Here is a 20,909-nt window from a genome sequence, read left to right as displayed (position 1 = left end):
CTCAGCGTGTTCCCGCTATTTCCGTCGTTCATTGAGCAGTTTCAGATTCTCCCGGTAGACCTCGCGCCCTGAATGCGAGATCAGGTTCGAGGTCATGTTCACCATGAGATCGATGGACTCCCGCCTGCCCCGACGGAACCAGTCCTTGAGCATGTTCACGACGCCTCCGGCGATGTAGCCGAACTGGTAGTCGCTGAGCGTCTTCGCCATCGTCGGGTCAACCATCGTCGGGTCAACCATCGTCGGGTCGACCGTCATCCGATAACTCGTCGTCTCGCCAGTGCCGGACGCATCGCCCGTGACGGCCACGCCGTCGGTTCCGATGGAGGCGCCGGCGGGCCCTCCTATTCCCAGAATGATCTGCGGCGCGACCGTCTCGGTGCAGACCTTGGAGATCGCATCGATGATGTCCGCGTACAGATTGCCGCCAGACGGCGTCGACAGCAGCGAGAGGAGCTGCTCCCGCCCGTCCAACGACATGTAGACCTCGCGGATGAACGGACGGTAGTCGCCGTTGCACATCTCCTGAGTGTGCCGGTACGTCATGTCCGTGTACATGTCAATCAGGTCGGTCCGCAGTTGGTCGAACATGTCGTATACATCGTGGTAATGCGCGTAGAACGTGACGCGGTTGACATCGGCCAGTTCCGTCAGTTCGGTGACGGTGATCCTGTTCAAGGGCTTGTCGGCCAGCAGGCGTAGCAGCGCCTCCTGCAGAAGAAGACGCGTACGCCGTGTTCGACGATCCATTTTGACGTCATTTTTAGTGTTCATTGTCGTTTTTCCTACAGGTGTCGGCCATATTCGTAGCATATCCATCGGAAGGCGTCCAAGCTGATGGTTGCAGGGCGATCCGACGTCTCCAATAATGATACCCCGTAAGACAACAGATGTAGTAAAACACACGACTGTAAGGAAACTGTCAGGGGGTATCCGGTGCAACGGATCATCAACGGCTTTCTCAGGCATCGCATCATCGTGGTGATCGTCTTCACGATGCTGACGGTCCTCGGGGCCATCGCCTATCCACAGGTCAAAGTCAACTATTCGTTCGCCGACTACCTGCCGAAGGACGCGCCGTCCGTCATCGCGCTCGACGACATGAAAGCATCCTTCGACGCGGGCGTGCCGAACGCGCGTCTGTACGCCGAGGGCATCAGCGCGGTGCAGGCGGAACGGCTTGCCGATGACCTGGCCGACATCGACGGCGTCGACGAGGTCATGTGGCTCGGCTCGGTCGTCGACACCAAGACGCCGGCGGAGATCCAGGACGCGGATACCGTCTCCTCTTGGAAGACGGACAAGGGGTATCTCTACCAGCTGACCATCGATTCGTCCAAGCTGGTCGACGCTGTGCCCGAGGCCAGGGCCGTGGCCGAACAGGCGTATGCGACGCACGTGACGATGGCCGGCGACGGCGTCACCACGGCCGAGGCGCAGGGTTCCACCGCCACGGAGATCATGCTGATCATGGCCATCGCCGTGGCGATCGTCATCGGCATCCTGCTCATCACCTCGCACTCGTGGTTCGAACCGGTGATCTTCCTCATCGTCATCGGCGTCGCGATCGTGATGAACATGGGGTCGAACATCGTGCTCGGCGAGATCAGTTTCGTTAGCCAGATCTGCGGCGCGATTCTCCAGCTCGCCGTCTCGATGGACTACGCGATCGTACTGCTGCACACCTTCCGCAGAGTGGAGAAGGAGATGCCCGGCGCCACGCCGGTCGAGGCGATGACCGAGACGATGCTCCGTAGTTTTACGGTGATCCTGAGCTCGGCGGCCGTCACCTTCTTCGGATTCCTTTCGTTGACGGTCATGCGATTCGGCATCGGCGTGAACATGGGCATCGTGCTCTCCAAGGGCATCGTGTTCAGCTTCCTGTCGATCATGCTGCTCATGCCCTGCCTGATACTCATGTTCCTCAAGCCGTTGAACGCATTGGAACACCGGTATCTCATGCCCTCGTTCTCCCGGTTCGCGAATGCTGCGATACACATCGCTCTGCCGGCGGCGCTGGCGATCCTCATCGCCGCGGTTCCCGCCTATGTGGCGCAGGAGCGCAACGACTTCATCTACGGCGCAGCCGATTTCGTGCAGCCGGGCAGTCGGCTCAAATCCGACGCAGACCACATCAACGACGCCTTCGGCCGCTCGGAGACGTGGGTCATCATGGTCCCCGAAGGACGATGGGCGGATGAGCAAGCCGTCATCGACGACGTCGAACGGCTTCCTCATGTCACCGACGTCACCTCGTATATCACGATGGCTGGCAGGGCGATGCCGACCGCCATCGTCCCCGGCGATCAGTTGGACCAGCTCATCTCGCATGGATGGTCACGTCTCGTCGTGTCGATGGACGTGCAAACCGAATCGAAGGACGCCTACGCGCTCGTGCCTGAAGTGCGCGACACCGTCGCCCGCCACTACGGCGACGACTACCGGCTGGTCGGCACAACGGTGAGCACCTACGACCTGAGGGACGTGGTGCGCGCCGACAGCGGCAAGGTGCGTCTGTTCTCCATCGGCAGCATCGCACTCGTGCTGCTCATCGTGTTCCGGTCGATCGCGATTCCGGTCGTCGTGTTGCTCGCCATCGAAATCTCGATCTGGCTCAACCTCGCCGTGCCATACGTGACCGGTGACACCCTCAATTACATCGGATACCTCGTCATCGAGGCCGTACAGCTCGGAGCCGCCGTAGACTACGGCATCATCTACACACGCGAATATCTGGACCAACGACGACGGCACGAGCCACGTGAGGCGACTCGCCTGTCCATCCAACATTCCGCGATTACAATCCTCACCTCGGCCACAATCCTCATCAGCGCCGGATTCGCCGTGTGGCGCATCGCATCCAACGGCGTGATCAGCGAGATCGGTCTGCTCGTCTCCCGCGGCGCCCTTGTCTCGATGCTGCTCATGTTCCTGCTGCTGCCATGGCTGTTCCGCGTATCCGACGGGCTGATACGACGCACCTCGATCGGACTGGGCTTCCGCGATGACGCGCGTATGAATGTCAGAAATACAGATGCGCAAACCATTGGCACGCCATCCGACACGCAATCCGATACCCCCAATGACCAACCTGCCACCCACACCACTCATCCCACGAAGGAGATCACACGATGACCATGACCAACACATCGAGCCCCATCACTGACTATCGACGTACGACGGTCAGGAGAATCCTCGCGCCCACCATCGCCGCATTCCTCGCGACCGTGCTCCTCACGGTTCCGGCGCTGTCCCGGGCGAATGCCGCGGACGAGCCCCGAGCATCCGCGCACACCACGGCGGCGGTGACTTCGGCGAACAATGGGGGCAATAGTGGAGAGGGGAGCGGCAAGGACGAGACCGTCTACATCAAGGCCAAGGCCGACGGCGCCGTCTCCGGCATATACGTGGTCAACACCTTCGACGCCGGGCAGCCACGCACCGTCCAGGACCCGGGCTCGTACACCAAAGTCACGAACCTCACCACCGACGCCAAACTCGAGGAGAAGAACGGCACGGTGAACATCACCACCCTCAACGACAAGCCGTTCTACTATCAGGGCGACCTCAAGGCCGACACCGCACTGCCCTGGAACGTCAGCGTCGACTACACGCTGGACGGCAAGGCCGTCGATGCCGAGAAACTGGACGGAGCTGACGGCGAACTCGCCATGACCCTGCGCATCGCGCCCAACGAATCGGCCGACAAGGCGACCCGGGAATTCGCCGACGCCTATGTGATTCAGGCACAGGGCACCTTCCCGCAGGAAGCGTTCGACATCACTGACGCCGGTGACGCTGCCCTCGCCCAGTCCGGTGGCAACACCGTCGTCTCCGGCATGGTCCTGCCCGGAGAAACCGGAACATTCACCATCCGCGGCCAAGCCAAGGACTTCACCAGCTCCGGATGGCAGATCACCGCGATGAGCCTCGACATGGCGCTGGACGTGCGCGATCAGGACACCTCCCAGCTCACCGAGCAGACCGGCAAACTCAGCGACGCCACCGTGCAATTGGCAGACGGCACGACATCCCTCGCCCAAGGCAACCGGGAACTGAGCCGGGGAATCGGTTCGCTCGCCACCGGAACCGCCGAACTCAACCGCGGCGCGCAATCCCTCGCCGGCGGAACGGAAACGCTCGCCCAAGGCGCCGGGACGCTTGCGCAGGGCAACCGGCAGCTGGCCGACGGACTGGCGCAACTGTACGACGCCAGCGGAAGCATGAGCGACGGTGTCAAGGGACTGCCCGAACAGATGACGGCGCTGAGTCAAGGGGTCACCACGCTCAAACAGGGGTCGGACGCCCTGAAGCAAGGGGATGGGCAGTACCGTCAGGCACTCGCCGGCGGTCAGCAGACGATCCTCGCACAGGTCGGCGGTGACATCGATGCGGCCGAGACGGCATCTCGACAGGCGTACGCCCAGGCATTGGCCGCCGTGCAGCAGAATCCCGGCGACACTCAGGCCATCGCGGCGCTCGACAAGGCCGTGACAGCTATGGTGCAGGTGGAGAACGCCAAAGGGCAGTATCAGGCGCTCGGACAGGCGCTTGACGGTTACGCGGGCATCTCCTCCGGCATCGGCCAGCTGAGCGGGGGAGTGGATCAGCTCGACGCGAAGGTGAACGGTTCGTCCAACGGATCGTCGGCGGACTCCGCGGCCATGCAGGCGTCCCTTATGCAACTGGCCGAGGGATTGGCATCGATGCACGCCGCCGTCGGACAGCTCAACACGGGGGCGCAATCCGCTGCCTCCGGTGCCGAGGAGCTGGCGAAGGGCCTGTCATCCGCGCGTGATGGCGCCAACAGCCTCGCCACCGGAGCCGCTGCGGCGGACTCTGGCGCGCACAGCCTCGCTTCGGGCGCGGCCTCGGCTGCAGAAGGCGCCGGTCAGCTTGATGACGGCGCCCGAAAGCTCGCCGACTCCGTCAAGGGCATGGACGACAAGGTGCTCGACGAACTGCAGAAGACCATCGACGAGAAACTCGGCAAGGGCTTCAAAGTGCATTCGTTCGTCGCCCCCGCCAACACCGCCGTAGACCGCGTCCAGTTCACCTACGTCCTGCCCGGCATCGGGCAGTGAGCGACGGGTCGGCTCCCCGCATCGAGCGGGGAGCCTTTCGCGTTCTGCAATATGAAAGAACCGGACGGAGACGCAATATACGGCCATTACAATGGGCCGCGTCACTGATTATCGGGCGCGAGTGCGCCAAGGAGGAACAATGGCCGAGATCACATGGAAGTCGATTCTCACCAAGCTGGTCGGGGGAGACCACCTGAGCGCCGAGGAATCCGAATGGTTCGTCGATGATCTGATGAAGGGCAACGCCAATCCCGCCGCCGTGGGTGCCACGCTCGCCCTCCAGCAGCAGCTGGGGCTGACTGCCGAGGAGGTGTCCGGCGCGGCCAAGGCCATGGTGTCGCACGCCGTGCCACTCAACGTCTCCGGTGAGACCACCGACATCGTGGGCACCGGTGGTGACGGCTTCGCCACGGTGAACCTGTCCACCATGGGCTCGGTGGCCGCCGCGGCCGCGGGCGTGAAGATCGTCAAGCATGGCAATCGCGCCGCCTCCTCGAAGTGCGGTGCCGCCGATGTACTCGAAGCGCTCGGTCTCCCGCTGGACCTGAAGCCCGAGGCGGTTGGCGAGGTCGGAGACGAGGTGGGCATCACCTTCGCGTTCGCCCGCACCTTCCACCCGGCCATGCGCTTCGTAGGCCCGATTCGCGCCGCGCTCGGCATTCCGTGCGTGTTCAACGTGCTGGGCCCGCTGACCAACCCGGCCAAGCCCGCCCATGTGGCCATCGGCTGCGCCAAGCGCGAGATGAGCCCGATTATGGCCGCCGTCTACGCCGCCAACGGCCAGTCCGGCATGGTCTACACCTCGCATGAGGGCATGGACGAGCTCGCCCCCACCGGCCCGGTCTCCGTGTGGGAGATCCGCGACGGCAAGGTGACCGAGACCGAATTCGACCCGACCGTGGAGCTCGGCCTCGCCAAGATCGACGTCGCCGATCTCAAGGGCGGCGAGCCCGAGGCCAACGCTGCCGCCTTCCGCGATTTCGTGGCCGGCAAGGACATCCCGGCCCGCACCACCGCACTGCTCAATGCCGCATCCGCCATCGTTGCCGACGGTCATCTGGTGGGCGATGGCACGCTGGGCGAACGCTTCCGCGAAGCTTACAAGCTCGCCGAGGACGCCGTGGACTCCGGCAAGGCCCAGGCCCTGCTCGACAAGTGGGTGGCCACTGCCAAGTCCAAGGCGTGACACGCTGACGCGCAGGCTTGGCGATTACCGCAGCAATCGTCCATACCGAAACTGGGGGGCAACGAGCTAATTCGTTGCCCCCCAGCTGTTTACCGGGCAGATGATAGTCATCCTCGATGCGGCGTCATCCTGTCCAGTCAGGTGCACTCAGACCCGTGCTCCATCATCGAAATACCCGCCTTTATCTCCGGGACGGTTCTTACGATTGAGAATCTTGACGATGAGACCACCCAACCCCAGTATGGTGCACAGGCCGAACGCAATATTCAACAGTGCGCTGATCAACGGGATGCTGTACAAAGCCGGCACCAGGATCATCGTCAGCATGCCGACCAGGCCAATCACCAGCAACGCGACAAGCAACACCGTCGAAGCGTGCAACGGCCCGAGCTCCGGGTTCGGGGGAGTGAAGCCGCCGTCATCGTACCGGTCCATCACATCATCCGTGTCCAGCCAGCTGGAACCGGTGAAATCGCGGGGGCCGGCACCCGGGGACTCGCGCCTTCTCTGACCTCCACGCATACGCTCATGGAAAGGCCTCACGCCATCGGTGAACGCTGCCGCATCGAGATCGTCCACGGACAGCAATGCCTCCTTTTCGCGGCGTTTGGCCTGCCTCTCGAACTTCCGCGCCTGGCGCGATGAGGCGACATCATCGAGGTCGGCCTTATGCTCGGCCTCGAATGCAGCCCAGGCCTCATCCAGATTGCCGAGGCCATGCTGCCCGGATGGAGCGGCATCACGGGAGTAGCCGGCTGCGTTGGCGCCGGTGCCGACGTCGTTGCTCGTGTCATCCCCGTGTCCAGGCACGACATGGTGCTGCCCGTCGTCCGGCGTGGATGTTGGGTGCTCTCCGTCGCCATTGCTATTGTGGTTGTCAGTCATAACTATCACTCTAATCAGGCGGTCGGCCAATGGCCGGCGTCCGTGTGAAGGGGAGAATGCCACGTGCTCTACTGGTTCTTCGTCAAGGTCTTTGGTCCCATCGCCCGTCACCATCTCGGTCCTACTGTTTCCGGCCTGAACAATGTGCCGCGTACCGGCGGCGCCATCATTGCAGCCAACCATCTGGCGGTGATCGACGATGCGCTCATCCCGATCACCTGCCCGCGCATGGTGCATTTCATGGGCAAGGCCGAGTATTTCGAGGGCAAGGGCATCAAGGGCAAGTTCAAAAAGTGGTGGTTCACGTCAGTGGGTGTGTTCCCGGTGGACCGTTCCGGCGGCAACAAGTCGCTTGGTGCGCTTGAGCACGCGCGAGAGATCATCGAGGACGGTCACCTGTTCGGCATCCACATCGAGGGCACGCGCAGCCCCGACGGCCGCATGTATAAAGGACACACCGGCGTCGCCCGACTGGCATTGGAGACCGGATGCCCGATTGTACCGGTGGCATTGATCGGTTCGGACAAGCTGCAGCCGATTGGCACCACGATTCCGAAGAAGGGCAAGACGCAGGTCAAGTACGGCAAGCCGATCGAGGTTTCCAGGAAGGCCGCCGATGAGATCACCCACGCCGAATTGCGCGAACTGACCGACCGCGTTTCCGCGGCGATCCGCGAGATGAGCGGTCAGGAATACGTTGACGAATACGCGCAGAAGGTCAAAGCCGAGCTGAAGGCCGCTAAGGAGGCGCAGAAGGCTGGCGAAGGCGTTCGCAAAGCCACGAACCTCACACCACGGTCAGCGTGATGACGGTCGGCTTGCCGTTCTCGTCGCGAAGGCGCACGGTTTCGCCGGCCTTGGGGCTCTGGATGCGGACCTCATGCGTCAGATCGCCCAAGGGGGCGGACTTCTTCACGGTGAAGCCGAGCTTCTCCAGCTGCTTGGCCGCCTCATCGTAGGTCATGCCGACCACGTTCGGCAGCACGGTGGTTTCCGGACCTTTGGAAACCACCACGTCCACGCTATCGCCCCACTTGAGCTGGGTTCCGGGTTTGACCGAGGTCGAGATAACCGTGCCTGCCGCGATCTTGTCATCGTACTGCTCGGTGATGTTCGCAGTGAGCTTGAGTTCAGCGAAGGACGCCGTCATATCATCCTTGGTTTTGCCTACTACATCCGGCATGCTGACCGGCATCGGTCCCTTGCTCAGGGTAATGGTCACTGTGGCATCATGCTTCATCGTGGTGCCCGGGTCGGGGGAGATGCTCAATGCGGCACCTTCAGGGACATCCATCGAATACTGGTCGCCGGATTCATCGTGGACGATATTGCTGAAACCGGCACTCTGCAGAGCGGCGATCGGATCCTTGCCATGGGACGATGAGGGGTCCATGATATCGTCCGGAATGGTGATCATGCGTGGGCCCTTCGAGATGACGATCTCAAGCTTCTGCCCATTTCGCTTCGACACATGGCTGTTGACGAACGCCTCCGCATTGTCCACTGACGCGGAAATGATCTTGCCTTTGTCTATGGAATCGCTGTACTCCTGCGACGTCTCATAGGGAATGCCCGCCGATTTGAGCAGGTCCTCATAGGCCGACCACTCGGTGCCCGACAGTGAACACTGCGTGTCCGCTTCGGCACAGGAGGCATCTTGAGGCTGGGGCACGCTCCAATAGCTGCCAGGGCCTGCAAAGGTCCACCATGAGGCGCCTCCGCCGATGCCAGCGAGTATCAGTGCCGTCACTAGGATGACGATGAGAATGACCTTGCGCCTCGATGATTTCTTCTTAGGGGAGTCGGCAGGGGAGACCAGAGTGCCTGATGCCGGATTGTCTGGCGACGTACTGCCGGCATTGCCGTTGCCAGAGGAGGGAGAATCGGTGCCATTGCCGGTACTCAATGCCTGTGTCGGTTCCGTTGTGGTCCCGGTCTGCGCCATGATGGCGGTACGGCCCGGATCAGGTGTCAATGCAGTCGTCGGCACTGCAGTCGTAGGTGCCGGATTTGTTGTCTGTACCGCAGTCGGCTGCGCTGTACGTGTTTGCGCCGGATTCGTTGACTGTGCCACCGGTGGTGCGGGCGGAGCCGGCTGCATGGCAGTCAGTCTTTCCGCGTTCTCGCCTATGGCACCCACCAATGCGGGAAGAGTGGCATCGGCGCGTTCCGCATGGGGCGACTCCGTCTGCAGGCGGTACTGCCATGCCTCCATCGGCAGTTTGGCCGCCAACTGGCGCAGTTCGGAAGCGGCCTCCAAACCATTCTTGGGCCGCGCTTCGACTGCGCGCGCAGTCAGATGAGAGATGAACGCCGCCACAGAGGGGTCGATGCCGGGGCAGACGGTGGCGATGGACGGCACGTCCTCATGCACATGTTTGAAGACCAGCGTCACCGGGTTGTCGGAATCGAACGGTACTTTGCCTGCCAGCATCTCCCATGCCATGATGCCCACGGAATACAGGTCGCCCTGTGGTGTGGCCTGATTGGCTTCGATCATTTCCGGGGCAAGATAGGCTGCCGTGCCGAGCAGCATGCCGGTGGAACTCAACGTGGCCTGGCTGGCTGCCTTGGCGAGACCGAAATCGGTGATCTGCACATGGCCGCGGTCGTTGAGGAGAATGTTCTCCGGCTTGATGTCTCGATGCACCACTCCGGCGCGATGCGCGGAGGCCAGTCCATCCAATGTCTCGGCGACGATGCGCAACGTCTCACGGACGGAGAATGTGCCCTGAACGTTCATTTCATGACGCAGATTGATGCCATGGACGTATTCCATGACCAGAAAATCCAGGCCGTTGAATTCGCCGGTGTCGTATACCTGCACGATGTGTGGATTGGCGATGGCCGCGGCGGAATTGGCCTCGCGTCGGAAACGCTCCACGAATTGCGCGCGATGCGGACCCTTGGCGAGCTGCGTATGCATCACCTTGATGGCCACGGTACGGCCCAGACGCTCATCGACCGCCTCGTATACGGTGGCCATACCGCCTTCGGCGATATTGCGCACGATGCGGTAGCGTCCCTCAATCATTGGCGTGGGCTCGTTCTCACTCATTGATCCGTACGGTTCCTTTGACTACAGCTGAACATGGCTCAGTCTACCTTGTCCGGGCTACGCATCAGGCCGGTCTGCGCCTGATCGCGCCACGGATTGGTCTTGATTTGGATTGGTTGCGGTATGGATTGGTTTCGTTGTGATGTGATCGCTGCGATAACTGCCTTGCCCCGGATTTGCCGGCGGTGGCCAGCGGCGCCTCACCTGAGGTCTGAGGGGATGAACCGTGCGCATGCCTCGATGAGGCGGCGCCGACCATCCTCGCTGAGATGCCATTGTTCTATGGCCTGCCTCGATTGCGACCACAATATGCTGATGCGGGCACGGGATTGGTCGATCGCACCTGTGCGTTCGAAGAGCGTGATGACGCGGCCTACTTGGGTCTCATCACGATGCTCGGCCTCGAACATGGCGCGCAGCTCGTCCCGGTCCGATACGTTGGCGGCGTTGAGGGCATCGGCCAGCAGCACGGTCCGCTTCCCCTCGCGGATGTCGCCGCCTACCGGCTTGCCGGTATTGCGGCTGGACCCGATGACATCCAGAAGGTCGTCCGCAAGTTGGAACGCCAGACCCAGCGGCTCCCCGACGGCCAATGCCTCACGCCGGGCGTCCTGCGGGTCGACACCGGCTGCCAACAGCGCGAACAGCAGTGGCGCGATGGTGGTGTAACTCGCCGTCTTCCATCGGAACACGTTCAACGATGCCTGAACCAATGCCTGCGGATTGCTGAGCGGAGTCATTTCGACGCCCAGATCAAGGACCTGTCCTATCTCCACCTCGCGTTGCATCGTGAGAAACGATTCGATGATGGCGTCGCTGTTGCTGAGCTGCTTGGCAGCACGGCGCGCGATTTCGATGCATTCGGTGGCGAGGATGTCTCCTAGCATCAATCCGAGACCGCGTCCTATGGATGCGTTGTGCACGGCGTATTCCAGCGCGCGATGGGCTGAAGGCTTGCCACGGCGCAAATCGGATTCGTCGATGATGTCGTCATGTACCAGCGCGGCGGTCTGGAACACTTCGATGGCGCAGGCCAGATCGATCATCGCGTTTCGCGAGGAGTTCACGTGATGCTGCTCGGTAAGCACGTCGAAGGCATCGAGACTGAGCAAGGCGCGGAGGCGTTTCCCGCCCTGGCTTGAGGTGACGGCCTGCTGAATCACATCGTCCATCACCGGCCGCAGGGCCGCAGCCACCTCACCAGTGTCGGGGGCGTCGGTCAGGTCGCGGACCAGCGTGCCGATGCGTGGTTCGATGATGGACAGGTCTTTCGCGGTTGTGCACATGCCTTATAACTTATCCACAGGTTGTGATGAATACAAGAACGTTGGAAACACTGGGTTGTGAAGCTGGAACCACAATGGTCGATCATCGTTGGTATCACGGCGGGTTCATTGCATAGTGGATGTACGCCCGTCAACGGTGACGGGCTGATGCGACCGACGCGGATGGCGTGGGGCATCGACTGGGAAAGGCAGGAATCATGGTGATGAACGACAACGACGCGCGAACCGATGGTGGCGGTGCCGTCGACGGATTCGAAACGACCAGAGTGAGTGCAGGCAAACCCGGATGCGGTGCACGGCATGACGGTGCGGGACGGTCCGGCAGACGCCGTGCCAAGAACGGCAACGGGCCGGGGCGCCATCGCAAAGGCGAATCGCGCGGCACCGCATCACGCAATGACCGTAACGATGAAGCGCGGCGCTCGCGAAGGCAAACGCCTCCTGCGCATGGCAGTCACGAATTCAATGGTTTCGATGCAGACGACCTGAAGATGATGTCGGATGCATTCCATGCCGATCGTCGCGCACGCGGCCCCCAGCAGGCCGACGCCGACTGGGTGTCCGAACCGTTGGATGAGTGGCTGGCCTCGCTCGAAGACGGCACGGCCAGCTTGGACGATGACACCATGGCGGCGTTCGCCGTGGGCATGAATGAGACGTTGTCGATACGCGACGCGCTCATTTTGTCGCTCATCGTCGATCAGAACAGATGCCCGAAATCACAGCTTATGGAATTTGCGGCGAAGCCCCACAGCGAGCACGCCCGTCGCCGGATGGGCACGCTGCTCACGGCGGCCTTTGAAGATGAAGGGCTGGTCCCGGACGAGGAACGATGCCGGACCGGTATTACCATGCTGCTTGACATCGCCTGTGCATCCCCGGTGCCGTATTGCATACAGCCGTTGGCTGTAGCGGCCTATGCGCTATGGTGGCTTGGGGATTCGAGCGCGGCGGCACTCGCCTTGCAATGCCTCGTGCTTGATGAGGACTGCTCGTTGGCGGCGATGGTGTTTTCCGCTTCCGACCGTGGCGTTTTCCCGGCATGGTGTGCTTGTGAGAACAAGGAATCGGCCATGTGACGGGGATTGCATCTGAAAGAGGTGACTTGCGTGCGGTTGGGGTCTGTGCGTCCTCATCGTGTCGCCGTCGGTGATGTCGTGCCGTTTTTCGCTGTGCGGGAATAATCGTCCGTAGAAGGTGATTAACTCTCATAGTTGAAGATTTGCCCTTGCCAGAAGTGGGCCCATGTGGTATGGGTGCTTCCGGCAAGAGATCAGAAGGAGCAGTTTTGGCCACGAAGGAAACGACGGCAACCAAGCACGCGGAAGACTCCGGCGAGGAGACCGAGACCAAGAAGAAGGCCAGCTCTACGACCACCGCACGCAAGACCTCCACTCGCAAGCCTCGCGCGACGAAGTCTGCCAAGGTCGCAGCAGAGGACAGCGGAGAAAAGACGGCCAGGAAGACGACTCGTCGTGCCGCCTCCAAGAAGTCCTCTGCGAAACCGGCCGATGATGAGGATCTCATCAAAGACGAGGACGACCAGGACGACGAACTCGGTGACGACGTGGTCGGTGACGACGACCTGGACGTCGACGACCTGGACGAGGACATCGACGACGTTGACGCCGACGATGTTGAAGACGATGACGATGATTCCGACGAGGATGAGATCGACGCCGACGACGTGGATGACGACGAGGACAACAAGCCCAAGGCCCCCGAAAAGCCGAAGGAAAAAGGTGCCTATGTGGTCTCCGACACGGATGACGACGATGAGAACGTCATTCCCGCCGGCAATCCGAAGCGCAGGGTCATCGCCGCAGGCGCCACTGCCGACCCGGTCAAGGACTATCTCAAGCAGATCGGCCGTGTGAGCCTGCTGAACGCCGAACAGGAAGTCGACCTGTCCGAACGCATCGAGGCCGGCCTGTACGCGCAGCATCTGCTGGACACCCAGTCGGAAGGCATGGAGTTCAAGCGCAAGCGCGAGCTCAAGTGGGCCGCCGCCGACGGCAAGAAGGCCAAGGACCACCTGTTGGAGGCCAACCTGCGCTTGGTGGTGTCCCTCGCCAAGCGATACACGGGCCGCGGCATGCTGTTCCTTGATCTGATCCAGGAAGGCAATCTGGGTCTTATCCGTGCCGTCGAGAAGTTCGACTGGAAGAAGGGCTTCAAGTTCTCCACCTACGCCACATGGTGGATTCGCCAGGCCATCACCCGCGCCATGGCCGATCAGGCCCGCACCATCCGTGTGCCCGTGCACATGGTGGAAGTCATCAACAAGCTCTCCCGCGTGCAGCGTCAGATGCTGCAGGATCTGGGTCGTGAGCCCACGCCGGACGAGCTGGCTCGCGAGCTGGACATGCCTGTCGAGAAGGTGCAGGAAGTGCAGAAGTACGGTCGTGAGCCGATTTCGCTGCACACGCCGCTCGGCGAGGACGGTGATTCCGAGTTTGGTGACCTCATCGAGGACACCGACGCCATCGCACCGTCCGACGCCGTCGCCTTCTCCCTGCTGCAGGAGCAGTTCAAGCAGGTGCTGGAGACGCTGTCCCCACGTGAGGCCGGCGTGATCAAGATGCGCTACGGTCTGGAAGATGGCCAGCCGAAGACCTTGGATGATATCGGTCGCGTGTATGGTGTAACCCGTGAACGCATCCGCCAGATCGAGTCCAAGACCATGTCCAAGCTGCGTCACCCCTCCCGTTCGCAGACCTTGCGCGACTTCCTGGACCAGTGATCGCGCCGCTCGGCAGCGCGATCACGCGAGGAGCTGGACAGTCCAGTGAACTGTCCAGCGACGGAGCCATCCGTTGAGTAGTCGCTGAGCAGACGGTCGGACGCGGACTCATCCGTTTCGTTTTCCCCGGTTCGCCGGGAAAGCAGGATGCCTGTTATAGAAGAAAAGGACTATGCCCAAAGAAGAATACGGCGCGAAGGATCTAGCCGTTCTCGAAGGCCTGGATGCGGTTCGCAAGCGTCCGGGCATGTACATCGGCACCACGGACTCACAGGGTCTGATGCATTGCCTGTGGGAGATCATCGATAATTCCGTTGATGAGGCACTTGCAGGCTTCTGCACGGATATCGTGGTGACCCTGCATACCGATGGTTCGGTGGAGGTCGCGGACAACGGGCGCGGCATTCCGGTGGACAAGGAACCGAAAACCGGCTTGTCGGGCGTGGAAGTGGTAATGACCAAGCTGCACGCAGGCGCCAAGTTCGGCAACTCCTCATATAACGCGGTAGGCGGTCTGCATGGCGTGGGCTCTTCCGTGGTGAATGCGTTGAGCTCCCGTCTCGATGTGGAAGTGGATCGTGACGGCAAGACCCACCATATGTCCTTCCATCAGGGGCATCCAGGCGTCTATACGGATGCCGACCCCGCCAAGCCCTCGCCGGATTCCCCGTTCAAGCGCACGCGCAAAAACCGTCCTACCGAATTGGACATCATCGGCACGGTGAGCCCGAAAACCACCGGTACTCGCATCCGGTATTGGGTCGATTCGGAGATCTTCAACAAAACCGCCGAGTTCTCCTATGAGCAGCTTGTCGATCGCGTGCGTCAGACCAGTTTCTTGGTCCCCGGTCTCAAGATCACCATCGTCGATGAGAACGTGCCGGAGTCGGCGACCGTGACCACAGATCGGTCGGATGCCACGGAGTCCGGCGATTCGGCATCGGCGACCGAGATTGACGGTCAGGACGCGGGCATCGACGGTTCCACAGATGCCGGCGAACGAGATGAGGATTTTTCCTTCGGCGCATCCGACGAGATGGCCGACGGTGCATTCGGCGAGCAGCCGGCCCACCCGCGCGTCGTGGAGTTCCGCCATACCGGCGGTGTTAAGGATTTCGTGGATTTCCTCTCCAAAGGCGAACCGGTATCCGATATCTGGCGCATCCAGGGCGAAGGCACCTACAAGGAGGAGACACAGGCCGTAGGCGAAGGCGGCGAGCTGCATGCCCAGGAGATTGAACGCACCTGTGGTATCGATATCGCCCTGCGCTGGGTGAACGGTTATGACACCACGATCATGAGCTTCGTCAACATCGTGGAGACGCCGGGCGGCGGCACCCACGTGGATGGGTTCATGAACGGCATCACCAAGCAGATTCGCAAGGCCGTGGAGGACAACGCCCGCAAGCTCAAGGTGAATCTCAAGGATTCAGCCATGAAGGTGGAGCGCGACGACATCCAGGCCGGGCTCGTGGCTGTGGTCACCGCCCGTGTCGCCGAGCCGCAGTTCCAAGGCCAGACCAAGGACGTGCTCGGTACCGCCCAGGTCAAGCCGATAGTCACGCGGCTCACCGACCAGCAGTTCGGTGAGATGATCACCGGCGCCAAGCGCGGATTCAAGGACCAGTCGGCCCGTGTGCTTGAGAAGATCGTCGGCGAGATGCATGCACGCATCCAGTCGCGCAAGGCCAAGGAGGTGACCCGCCGCAAGAACGCGCTCGAATCCGCGTCCATGCCGGCCAAACTCTCCGATTGCCAGCCCGGCAACGATGACGTGGCCGAATTGTTCATCGTGGAGGGCGACTCGGCACTCGGCACGGCCAAGGCCGCGCGCAATGCCGGATTCCAGGCGTTGCTGCCTATTCGAGGCAAGATCCTGAACGTGCAGAAGGCCTCGATCACGCAGATGCTGTCCAATAAGGAATGCGCGGCCATCATCCAGGTGGTCGGAGCTGGTTCCGGCCAGAGTTTCGACATCGACCAGTCTCGATATCACAAGATCATCATGATGACCGATGCCGATGTGGACGGCGCGCATATCCGCATCCTGCTGCTGACCTTGTTCTATCGGTACATGCGGCCGCTCATTGAGCATGGCTATGTGTACGCCGCGGTGCCGCCGCTGCATCGCATCGCATTGACCGGCTCGCGTAAGGGTGAGTACCTGTACACGTATTCGGACGATGAGCTGGCGAACAAACTCGCCGAATTGGATGCCAAGCATATCGGCTATGCCGATGACATCCAGCGCTACAAGGGTCTGGGCGAGATGGATGCCGACCAGCTGGCGGACACCACCATGGATCCGCGCACGCGCATGCTCCGCCGCATCCGCATGGAGGACGCCGCTCAGGCGTCGGAGATCTTCAGCTTGCTCATGGGCGATGACGTGCCGCCGCGCAAGCAGTTCATCGTCGACAATGCCGACGACTTCGACCGCTCCAAGATTGATACGTGACGGATTGTCACATGCCGGATTGTCACATGCCGGATTGCCATGTGCCGCATCGGCGGCTCCGGCGTTCCGGCTGATGACCGGTGGCCGGTGGCGCCGACATGCGGGTTTCGACCGTGTGCCGGCGCCACGTCGTTATCAGCCGCAGGTCAAGTCCTGCTTGGGCGCCTCGCAGGCGCTGCTGCCGGGTTGGGGCGCTCATACCCCCAGTGTAGCGTTCCACGACATGATTACCCAGTCCGGATCGCTCAACCCCAGCGCCACCCACCAGACGAGGACCAGGATGAATCCGATGGTGATCAGCGGCAGGCGTTCACGGAAAAGACGGACCAGCGCCAGCAGCAGGATCACCGCGAGCAACGCGATGAACGTCAGCGACAGCCACCTGAGCCAGGTCATGCCATAGGCGGCGATGTATAGGCCCAGACGGGTGGCCGAGGAGGCAAGCATCACACCGGTCGCCGTGATGAGGCCGATTTCGAGGCCGATCATCGTCCTGGTGCGTGGTACGAACGTCATCACGACGCCGTAGCCCGCCAGATTGAGCGCGGTCACGAACAGCAGCTGGAAGAAGCCCTGACGCGCGTATTCCGCGTACGTGTAGCCGGCAGGCAGACCAGCGCCGGCGAACAGGAACGTGAACTGGATGATGCAGAACACGGCGTACAACGCCAGCACGAGTCCGAGCACCACCGCGGCGATGGTCGGGTCGAACGGGCGGCGTCGCTCGGCCTGCCGCAGGCCGCCGAGTTCCGGTTCCGTGGTCCGGGTCTCTACGCTCGCCAGCAATGAGAACAGGAACGGCGCGGGAATGACGACCACGGCGGCATGGAAGAGGAACCGCGTGAGATCGATATGGTCGACCATGTGGGTCACGCCGTAGGCGAACACCTCGTCCGCCTGCATGAGCAGCGGGATTAGCAGACAGAGAATCGGCAGGCTGATGAGCAGCGCGATGCCGATTTTGCGCAGTGTGGTCTCCGGCGATCGTGACGTGACATCATTGCCATCCGGATGCGTCGCCGTATCGACGAGCCGTGCGAGCGTGTCGATGAGCAGCGGCCAGCGCGAGAATGGGCTGACCGTCCATCCAAGGAACCAGTCCGCGATCAGCGTGGCCGGACGGCGGATGTCGAAGGTGGCGCTCGACAGCTGCAGGAGCAGCATGAGCAACGCCGGCAGGGCAAGGTAGCCGGTGATCAGCGAGTACCAGAAGTTCGGCGTCGGGCCGGAGGCGTTGCGCCAATCGGCCGCCAGCGAGGTGTCGTTGACGATCAGCCATGACGCGCAGAACACGGCGACGGCACCGACGATCCACCACATCGGCGTGCGGCAGGCCCTTGTGACGAACAGCAGGACGCCGATTGCGAGTATGACAAGACAGAACACGCCCCAGGGAAGCCAGCTGGCAGTGTAGGTGCCACTCGCGAATGAAGGAGGGTCGATGATGAGCCGGTCGAAGGCGAACGGGATGACAAGCGCCGCGGCGATCAGGGTGATGCGACGGCGCATTGAAAGCGTCGGCGTGGCGGATGATGATGCGTTCGGGAGCGGTGACTCTGCGGGTGGTGTGTCCGCAGACTGCGCGGTTGCGGATGGGGTGGACGCGAGCGAAGCGGTTGCGGATGCCGTTGCTATAGGCGATGCGGAGGTGCCCGTTTCGGGGACCGTGCCGTCCGGATGATGCGTGAGATTGGTGCTCATGCCTGCATCGTATGATATCGATATTCGATATATGTCTATCGTAAATCGATTCTTCACAGTTGTTTCATATCGAATTTCGATATACAGCGAGGCTGTGTTGGTGGCGTTGCGCTGCGGCGGGGTGCATGACTGCCATGGGTGACGCCTCGGTGTGGGCGATAAATGTGTACGTTCGTCCGCGTGTTGCTTGGTGACCGTTTGGTAACCTTATGACATCGTTATCACAATGTTGTCTTCGATGCTGAAAGGTGTGTGTATGGCCAGCCTGCTGCTTGCTGTGATATACGTGGCGTTCATCAGCTTGGGATTGCCGGACTCGCTGCTGGGGGCGGTGTGGCCCACGATGAGCCAGGACCTTGCGGTGCCGGTTTCGTGGGCTGGCGGCATATCTGCAGTCATCTCGTTGTTCACTATCGTCTCCGCGCTGCTCTCCGACCGTATGACATTGCGTCTTGGCGCAGGGCGCGTCACTGCCATCTCGGTGGCTCTGACGGCCATAGCGCTGGCCGGCTTCTCCGTGGCGCCGAACTACTGGGTGCTGCTGCTCATCGCCGTTCCATACGGTCTGGGTGCCGGCGGTGTGGACGCTGCGCTCAACAACTACGTCGCCATCCACTACGAGAGCCGCCATATGAGCTGGCTGCACTGCATGTGGGGCGTCGGCGCCTCGATTGGCCCGTACATCATGGGATATGCGCTGTCCAACGGACAGGGCTGGCCGTGGGGATACCGGTACATCGCCATCCTGCAGGTCGCGCTCACGCTGATTCTGGTGCTGAGTCTGCCGCTGTGGAAGTCACGCGGTCGTGCGGCGGCCGAGGCGAACGGCGTCGACAGCGCTGCCGGTGAGGGCGTCGGGGCCGACGCGGCTTCGTCCGCCGGCACGGAACGCAAGCCGCTTGGCGTGGCCGGTGTGCTGGCGATCCGTGGCGCGAGGGAAATCCTCATCATGTTCTTCTGCTACTGCGCCATCGAAAGCACCGCCGGCCTGTGGGCCTCCAGCTACATGGTGATGCACGCCGGCGTGGACAAGGTCACGGCGGCCAGCTGGGCCAGCCTGTTCTACGTGGGCATCACCGTGGGACGTGCACTGTCCGGCTTCTTGACCATGAGGTTCCGCGACCCGGTGATGATTCGCATCGGTCAGGTGCTGGTGCTGCTCGGTGTGGTCACGATGTTCCTTCCGTTGCCACATCATCTGGGTATCGTGGCCGGATTGATCGTCGTGGGTCTCGGTTGCGCGCCGATCTATCCGTGCGTCATCCACTCGACGCCCGCATACTTCGGTGAGGAGAATTCGCAGGCGATCGTGGGTGTGCAAATGGCGTGCGCCTACACCGGCACGCTGCTCATGCCGCCGTTGTTCGGCATCATTGCACAGTACGTGACCATCAGCTTGTATCCGTGGTATCTGCTGCTGTTCCTGGTGCTCATGGTCGCCATGCACGAGCGTCTGCGCAAGCTGCGCGGCTGATTATCCTCCCCGTCGTCAGCGGGGCTACTATGCTGGGCAAGCATGAGTAGTGAAGAACATGAGCAGATGCCCGAGCCGGTACGCGATCGTCTGGAAGCCTTGGGCAAGGCGCAGGGTGCTGTCATTGTGGTCGGTTCGATGAACGCGGACTACACGGTCAGCACCAAACGGCTCCCCAAGCCGGGGGAGACCGTCAACGGTGGTGCCATGAAAGTGCTACCCGGCGGCAAAGGGGCAAATCAGGCTGCCGCCGCAGCAAGACTTGGCGCCAACGTGCAATTGCTGGGTGCTGTCGGGGAGGACGACAACGCGAACTTCCTCTTGAGCAAACTGGATGAGGCTGGTGTGGACACCGCGGACATCCTGCACGTGGAAGGCCCGAGTGGCACCACGCTGATCACCGTGAGCGCCGAGGGCGAGAACACCATCGTCTATTCCCCGGGATCCAATGCGAAGGTCAGTGCCGGATATGTGCAATCCCATCGTGACACCATCGCGTCCTGCGCCGTGCTTGGTCTATGTCTGGAAAGTCCGATCGCCACGGTGATCGCGGCGGCGCAGACCGCGCATGACGCCGGCGTGACCGTGCTGCTCAACGATTCCCCGTTCATGGACGAACTGCCGCACGAGCTGGTGGAGGCCACGGACATCCTGCTGGTCAATCAGCATGAGGTGGCGCAGTTGCTGGGTCTGCCCGACACCGATTCCGTGGACTATGACTGGTATGAGGTGACCTCCCGGTTCGTCGACTATGGCTTCGGCAGAGCCATCGTGACGCTTGGGGCTTCGGGCTCAATCGTCATTGAGGATGGTCGTTGGCATCGTGTCTCCGCCGCACAGGTGGATGCGGTGGACACCACGGGATGCGGTGATTCCTTCATGGGGACCGTGCTCGCAGGTCTGGCGGCCGGATTCACGTTGCTGCAATCCGCCCAGATCGGATCCTATGTCTCCGCATACGCTGCGACCAAGCTCGGCGCGCAAAGCGCCTATGGAACTGCCGAAGAGGTCATCGCCTACTTCAGCTGACCAGT

At 61.8% G+C, this 20,909-nt stretch carries 13 protein-coding genes and 1 pseudogene; 9 read left to right on the top strand and 5 right to left on the bottom strand.

Going from position 1 to position 20,909, the window contains the following annotated elements:
• Positions 1-15: 15 nt before the first annotated feature.
• Positions 16-774, bottom strand: coding sequence for a TetR-like C-terminal domain-containing protein (locus tag BW14_RS01630; RefSeq protein WP_140462351.1), 759 nt, complete (start codon positions 772-774; stop codon positions 16-18).
• Positions 775-936: 162 nt separating this feature from the next.
• On the opposite strand from BW14_RS01630, the gene BW14_RS01625 reads away from it, so the two are divergent.
• From BW14_RS01625 to trpD, 3 genes are all read left to right on the top strand, one after another.
• Positions 937-3,135: an RND family transporter gene (locus BW14_RS01625; protein ID WP_140462350.1), complete on the top strand. Its 2,199-nt coding sequence runs from the start codon at positions 937-939 to the stop codon at positions 3,133-3,135.
• Entirely contained in the window at positions 3,132-5,084 is a 1,953-nt protein-coding gene (locus BW14_RS01620) for a hypothetical protein (RefSeq protein WP_140489150.1), read from the top strand. Before BW14_RS01625 ends, BW14_RS01620 begins: the two co-directional genes overlap by 4 nt.
• Before the next feature lie 139 nt (positions 5,085-5,223).
• Positions 5,224-6,270: an anthranilate phosphoribosyltransferase gene (gene trpD / locus BW14_RS01615; protein ID WP_044088865.1), complete on the top strand. Its 1,047-nt coding sequence runs from the start codon at positions 5,224-5,226 to the stop codon at positions 6,268-6,270.
• 147 nt (positions 6,271-6,417) lie between these two features.
• Here the strand turns inward: trpD and BW14_RS01610 are convergent, their stop codons facing one another.
• On the bottom strand, positions 6,418-7,155 hold the full coding sequence (locus BW14_RS01610; protein WP_044088866.1) for a hypothetical protein: 738 nt from the start codon (positions 7,153-7,155) through the stop codon (positions 6,418-6,420).
• A gap of 63 nt (positions 7,156-7,218) precedes the next feature.
• Here BW14_RS01610 and BW14_RS01605 point away from each other — a divergent pair, with 63 nt between their 5' ends.
• Positions 7,219-7,962 carry a 1-acyl-sn-glycerol-3-phosphate acyltransferase gene (locus BW14_RS01605; RefSeq protein ID WP_044088867.1) on the top strand — a complete coding sequence of 248 codons (744 nt, stop codon included), beginning with the start codon at positions 7,219-7,221 and terminating at the stop codon, positions 7,960-7,962.
• On the opposite strand, the gene BW14_RS01600 is transcribed toward BW14_RS01605, so the two are convergent.
• Both BW14_RS01600 and BW14_RS01595 read right to left on the bottom strand, forming a co-directional pair.
• On the bottom strand, positions 7,943-10,213 hold the full coding sequence (locus tag BW14_RS01600) for a Stk1 family PASTA domain-containing Ser/Thr kinase (RefSeq protein ID WP_044088868.1): 2,271 nt from the start codon (positions 10,211-10,213) through the stop codon (positions 7,943-7,945). The two genes, BW14_RS01605 and BW14_RS01600, sit on opposite strands and share 20 nt — an antisense overlap.
• Positions 10,214-10,413: 200 nt before the next feature.
• Positions 10,414-11,499 carry a polyprenyl synthetase family protein gene (locus BW14_RS01595; RefSeq protein WP_044088869.1) on the bottom strand — a complete coding sequence of 362 codons (1,086 nt, stop codon included), beginning with the start codon at positions 11,497-11,499 and terminating at the stop codon, positions 10,414-10,416.
• 506 nt (positions 11,500-12,005) lie between these two features.
• Here BW14_RS01595 and BW14_RS01590 point away from each other — a divergent pair.
• The 3 genes and pseudogenes from BW14_RS01590 to BW14_RS01580 all read left to right on the top strand — a co-directional run.
• Positions 12,006-12,578: pseudogene (locus tag BW14_RS01590) on the top strand (DUF4192 domain-containing protein); the annotation flags it as partial.
• A gap of 209 nt (positions 12,579-12,787) precedes the next feature.
• Entirely contained in the window at positions 12,788-14,242 is a 1,455-nt protein-coding gene (locus tag BW14_RS01585) for an RNA polymerase sigma factor (protein WP_044088870.1), read from the top strand.
• A gap of 172 nt (positions 14,243-14,414) precedes the next feature.
• Positions 14,415-16,700, top strand: a complete 2,286-nt coding sequence (locus BW14_RS01580; protein WP_044088872.1) for a type IIA DNA topoisomerase subunit B — start codon at positions 14,415-14,417, stop codon at positions 16,698-16,700.
• A 195-nt stretch (positions 16,701-16,895) separates the two neighbouring features.
• Here the strand turns inward: BW14_RS01580 and BW14_RS01575 are convergent, their stop codons facing one another.
• Complete coding sequence (locus BW14_RS01575) at positions 16,896-18,401, bottom strand: DUF4173 domain-containing protein (protein ID WP_081886581.1); 1,506 nt, start codon at positions 18,399-18,401, stop codon at positions 16,896-16,898.
• A gap of 256 nt (positions 18,402-18,657) precedes the next feature.
• On the opposite strand from BW14_RS01575, the gene BW14_RS01570 reads away from it, so the two are divergent.
• Complete coding sequence (locus BW14_RS01570) at positions 18,658-19,875, top strand: sugar MFS transporter (RefSeq protein ID WP_044088874.1); 1,218 nt, start codon at positions 18,658-18,660, stop codon at positions 19,873-19,875.
• A 66-nt stretch (positions 19,876-19,941) separates the two neighbouring features.
• Complete coding sequence (locus BW14_RS01565) at positions 19,942-20,904, top strand: ribokinase (protein WP_044088876.1); 963 nt, start codon at positions 19,942-19,944, stop codon at positions 20,902-20,904.
• Positions 20,905-20,909 lie beyond the last annotated feature (5 nt).

Source organism: Bifidobacterium sp. UTBIF-68 (genome assembly GCF_006408855.1).
Classification (GTDB): Bacteria; Actinomycetota; Actinomycetes; order Actinomycetales; family Bifidobacteriaceae; genus Bifidobacterium; species Bifidobacterium reuteri.
Note: the sequence above shows the minus strand (reverse complement) of the source record. Positions and strands in the feature narration are given on the sequence as shown.

Excerpts from the sequence above, each read along its gene's own strand:
- BW14_RS01630 (WP_140462351.1), bottom strand. The coding sequence starts at position 774 with ATGAACACTAAAAATGACGTCAAAATGGATCGTCGAACACGGCGTACG.
- BW14_RS01620 (WP_140489150.1), top strand. The coding sequence starts at position 3,132 with ATGACCATGACCAACACATCGAGCCCCATCACTGACTATCGACGTACG.
- trpD (WP_044088865.1), top strand. The coding sequence starts at position 5,224 with ATGGCCGAGATCACATGGAAGTCGATTCTCACCAAGCTGGTCGGGGGA.
- BW14_RS01610 (WP_044088866.1), bottom strand. The coding sequence starts at position 7,155 with ATGACTGACAACCACAATAGCAATGGCGACGGAGAGCACCCAACATCC.
- BW14_RS01600 (WP_044088868.1), bottom strand. The coding sequence starts at position 10,213 with ATGAGTGAGAACGAGCCCACGCCAATGATTGAGGGACGCTACCGCATC.
- BW14_RS01595 (WP_044088869.1), bottom strand. The coding sequence starts at position 11,499 with ATGTGCACAACCGCGAAAGACCTGTCCATCATCGAACCACGCATCGGC.
- BW14_RS01580 (WP_044088872.1), top strand. The coding sequence starts at position 14,415 with ATGCCCAAAGAAGAATACGGCGCGAAGGATCTAGCCGTTCTCGAAGGC.
- BW14_RS01575 (WP_081886581.1), bottom strand. The coding sequence starts at position 18,401 with ATGAGCACCAATCTCACGCATCATCCGGACGGCACGGTCCCCGAAACG.
- BW14_RS01570 (WP_044088874.1), top strand. The coding sequence starts at position 18,658 with ATGGCCAGCCTGCTGCTTGCTGTGATATACGTGGCGTTCATCAGCTTG.
- BW14_RS01565 (WP_044088876.1), top strand. The coding sequence starts at position 19,942 with ATGCCCGAGCCGGTACGCGATCGTCTGGAAGCCTTGGGCAAGGCGCAG.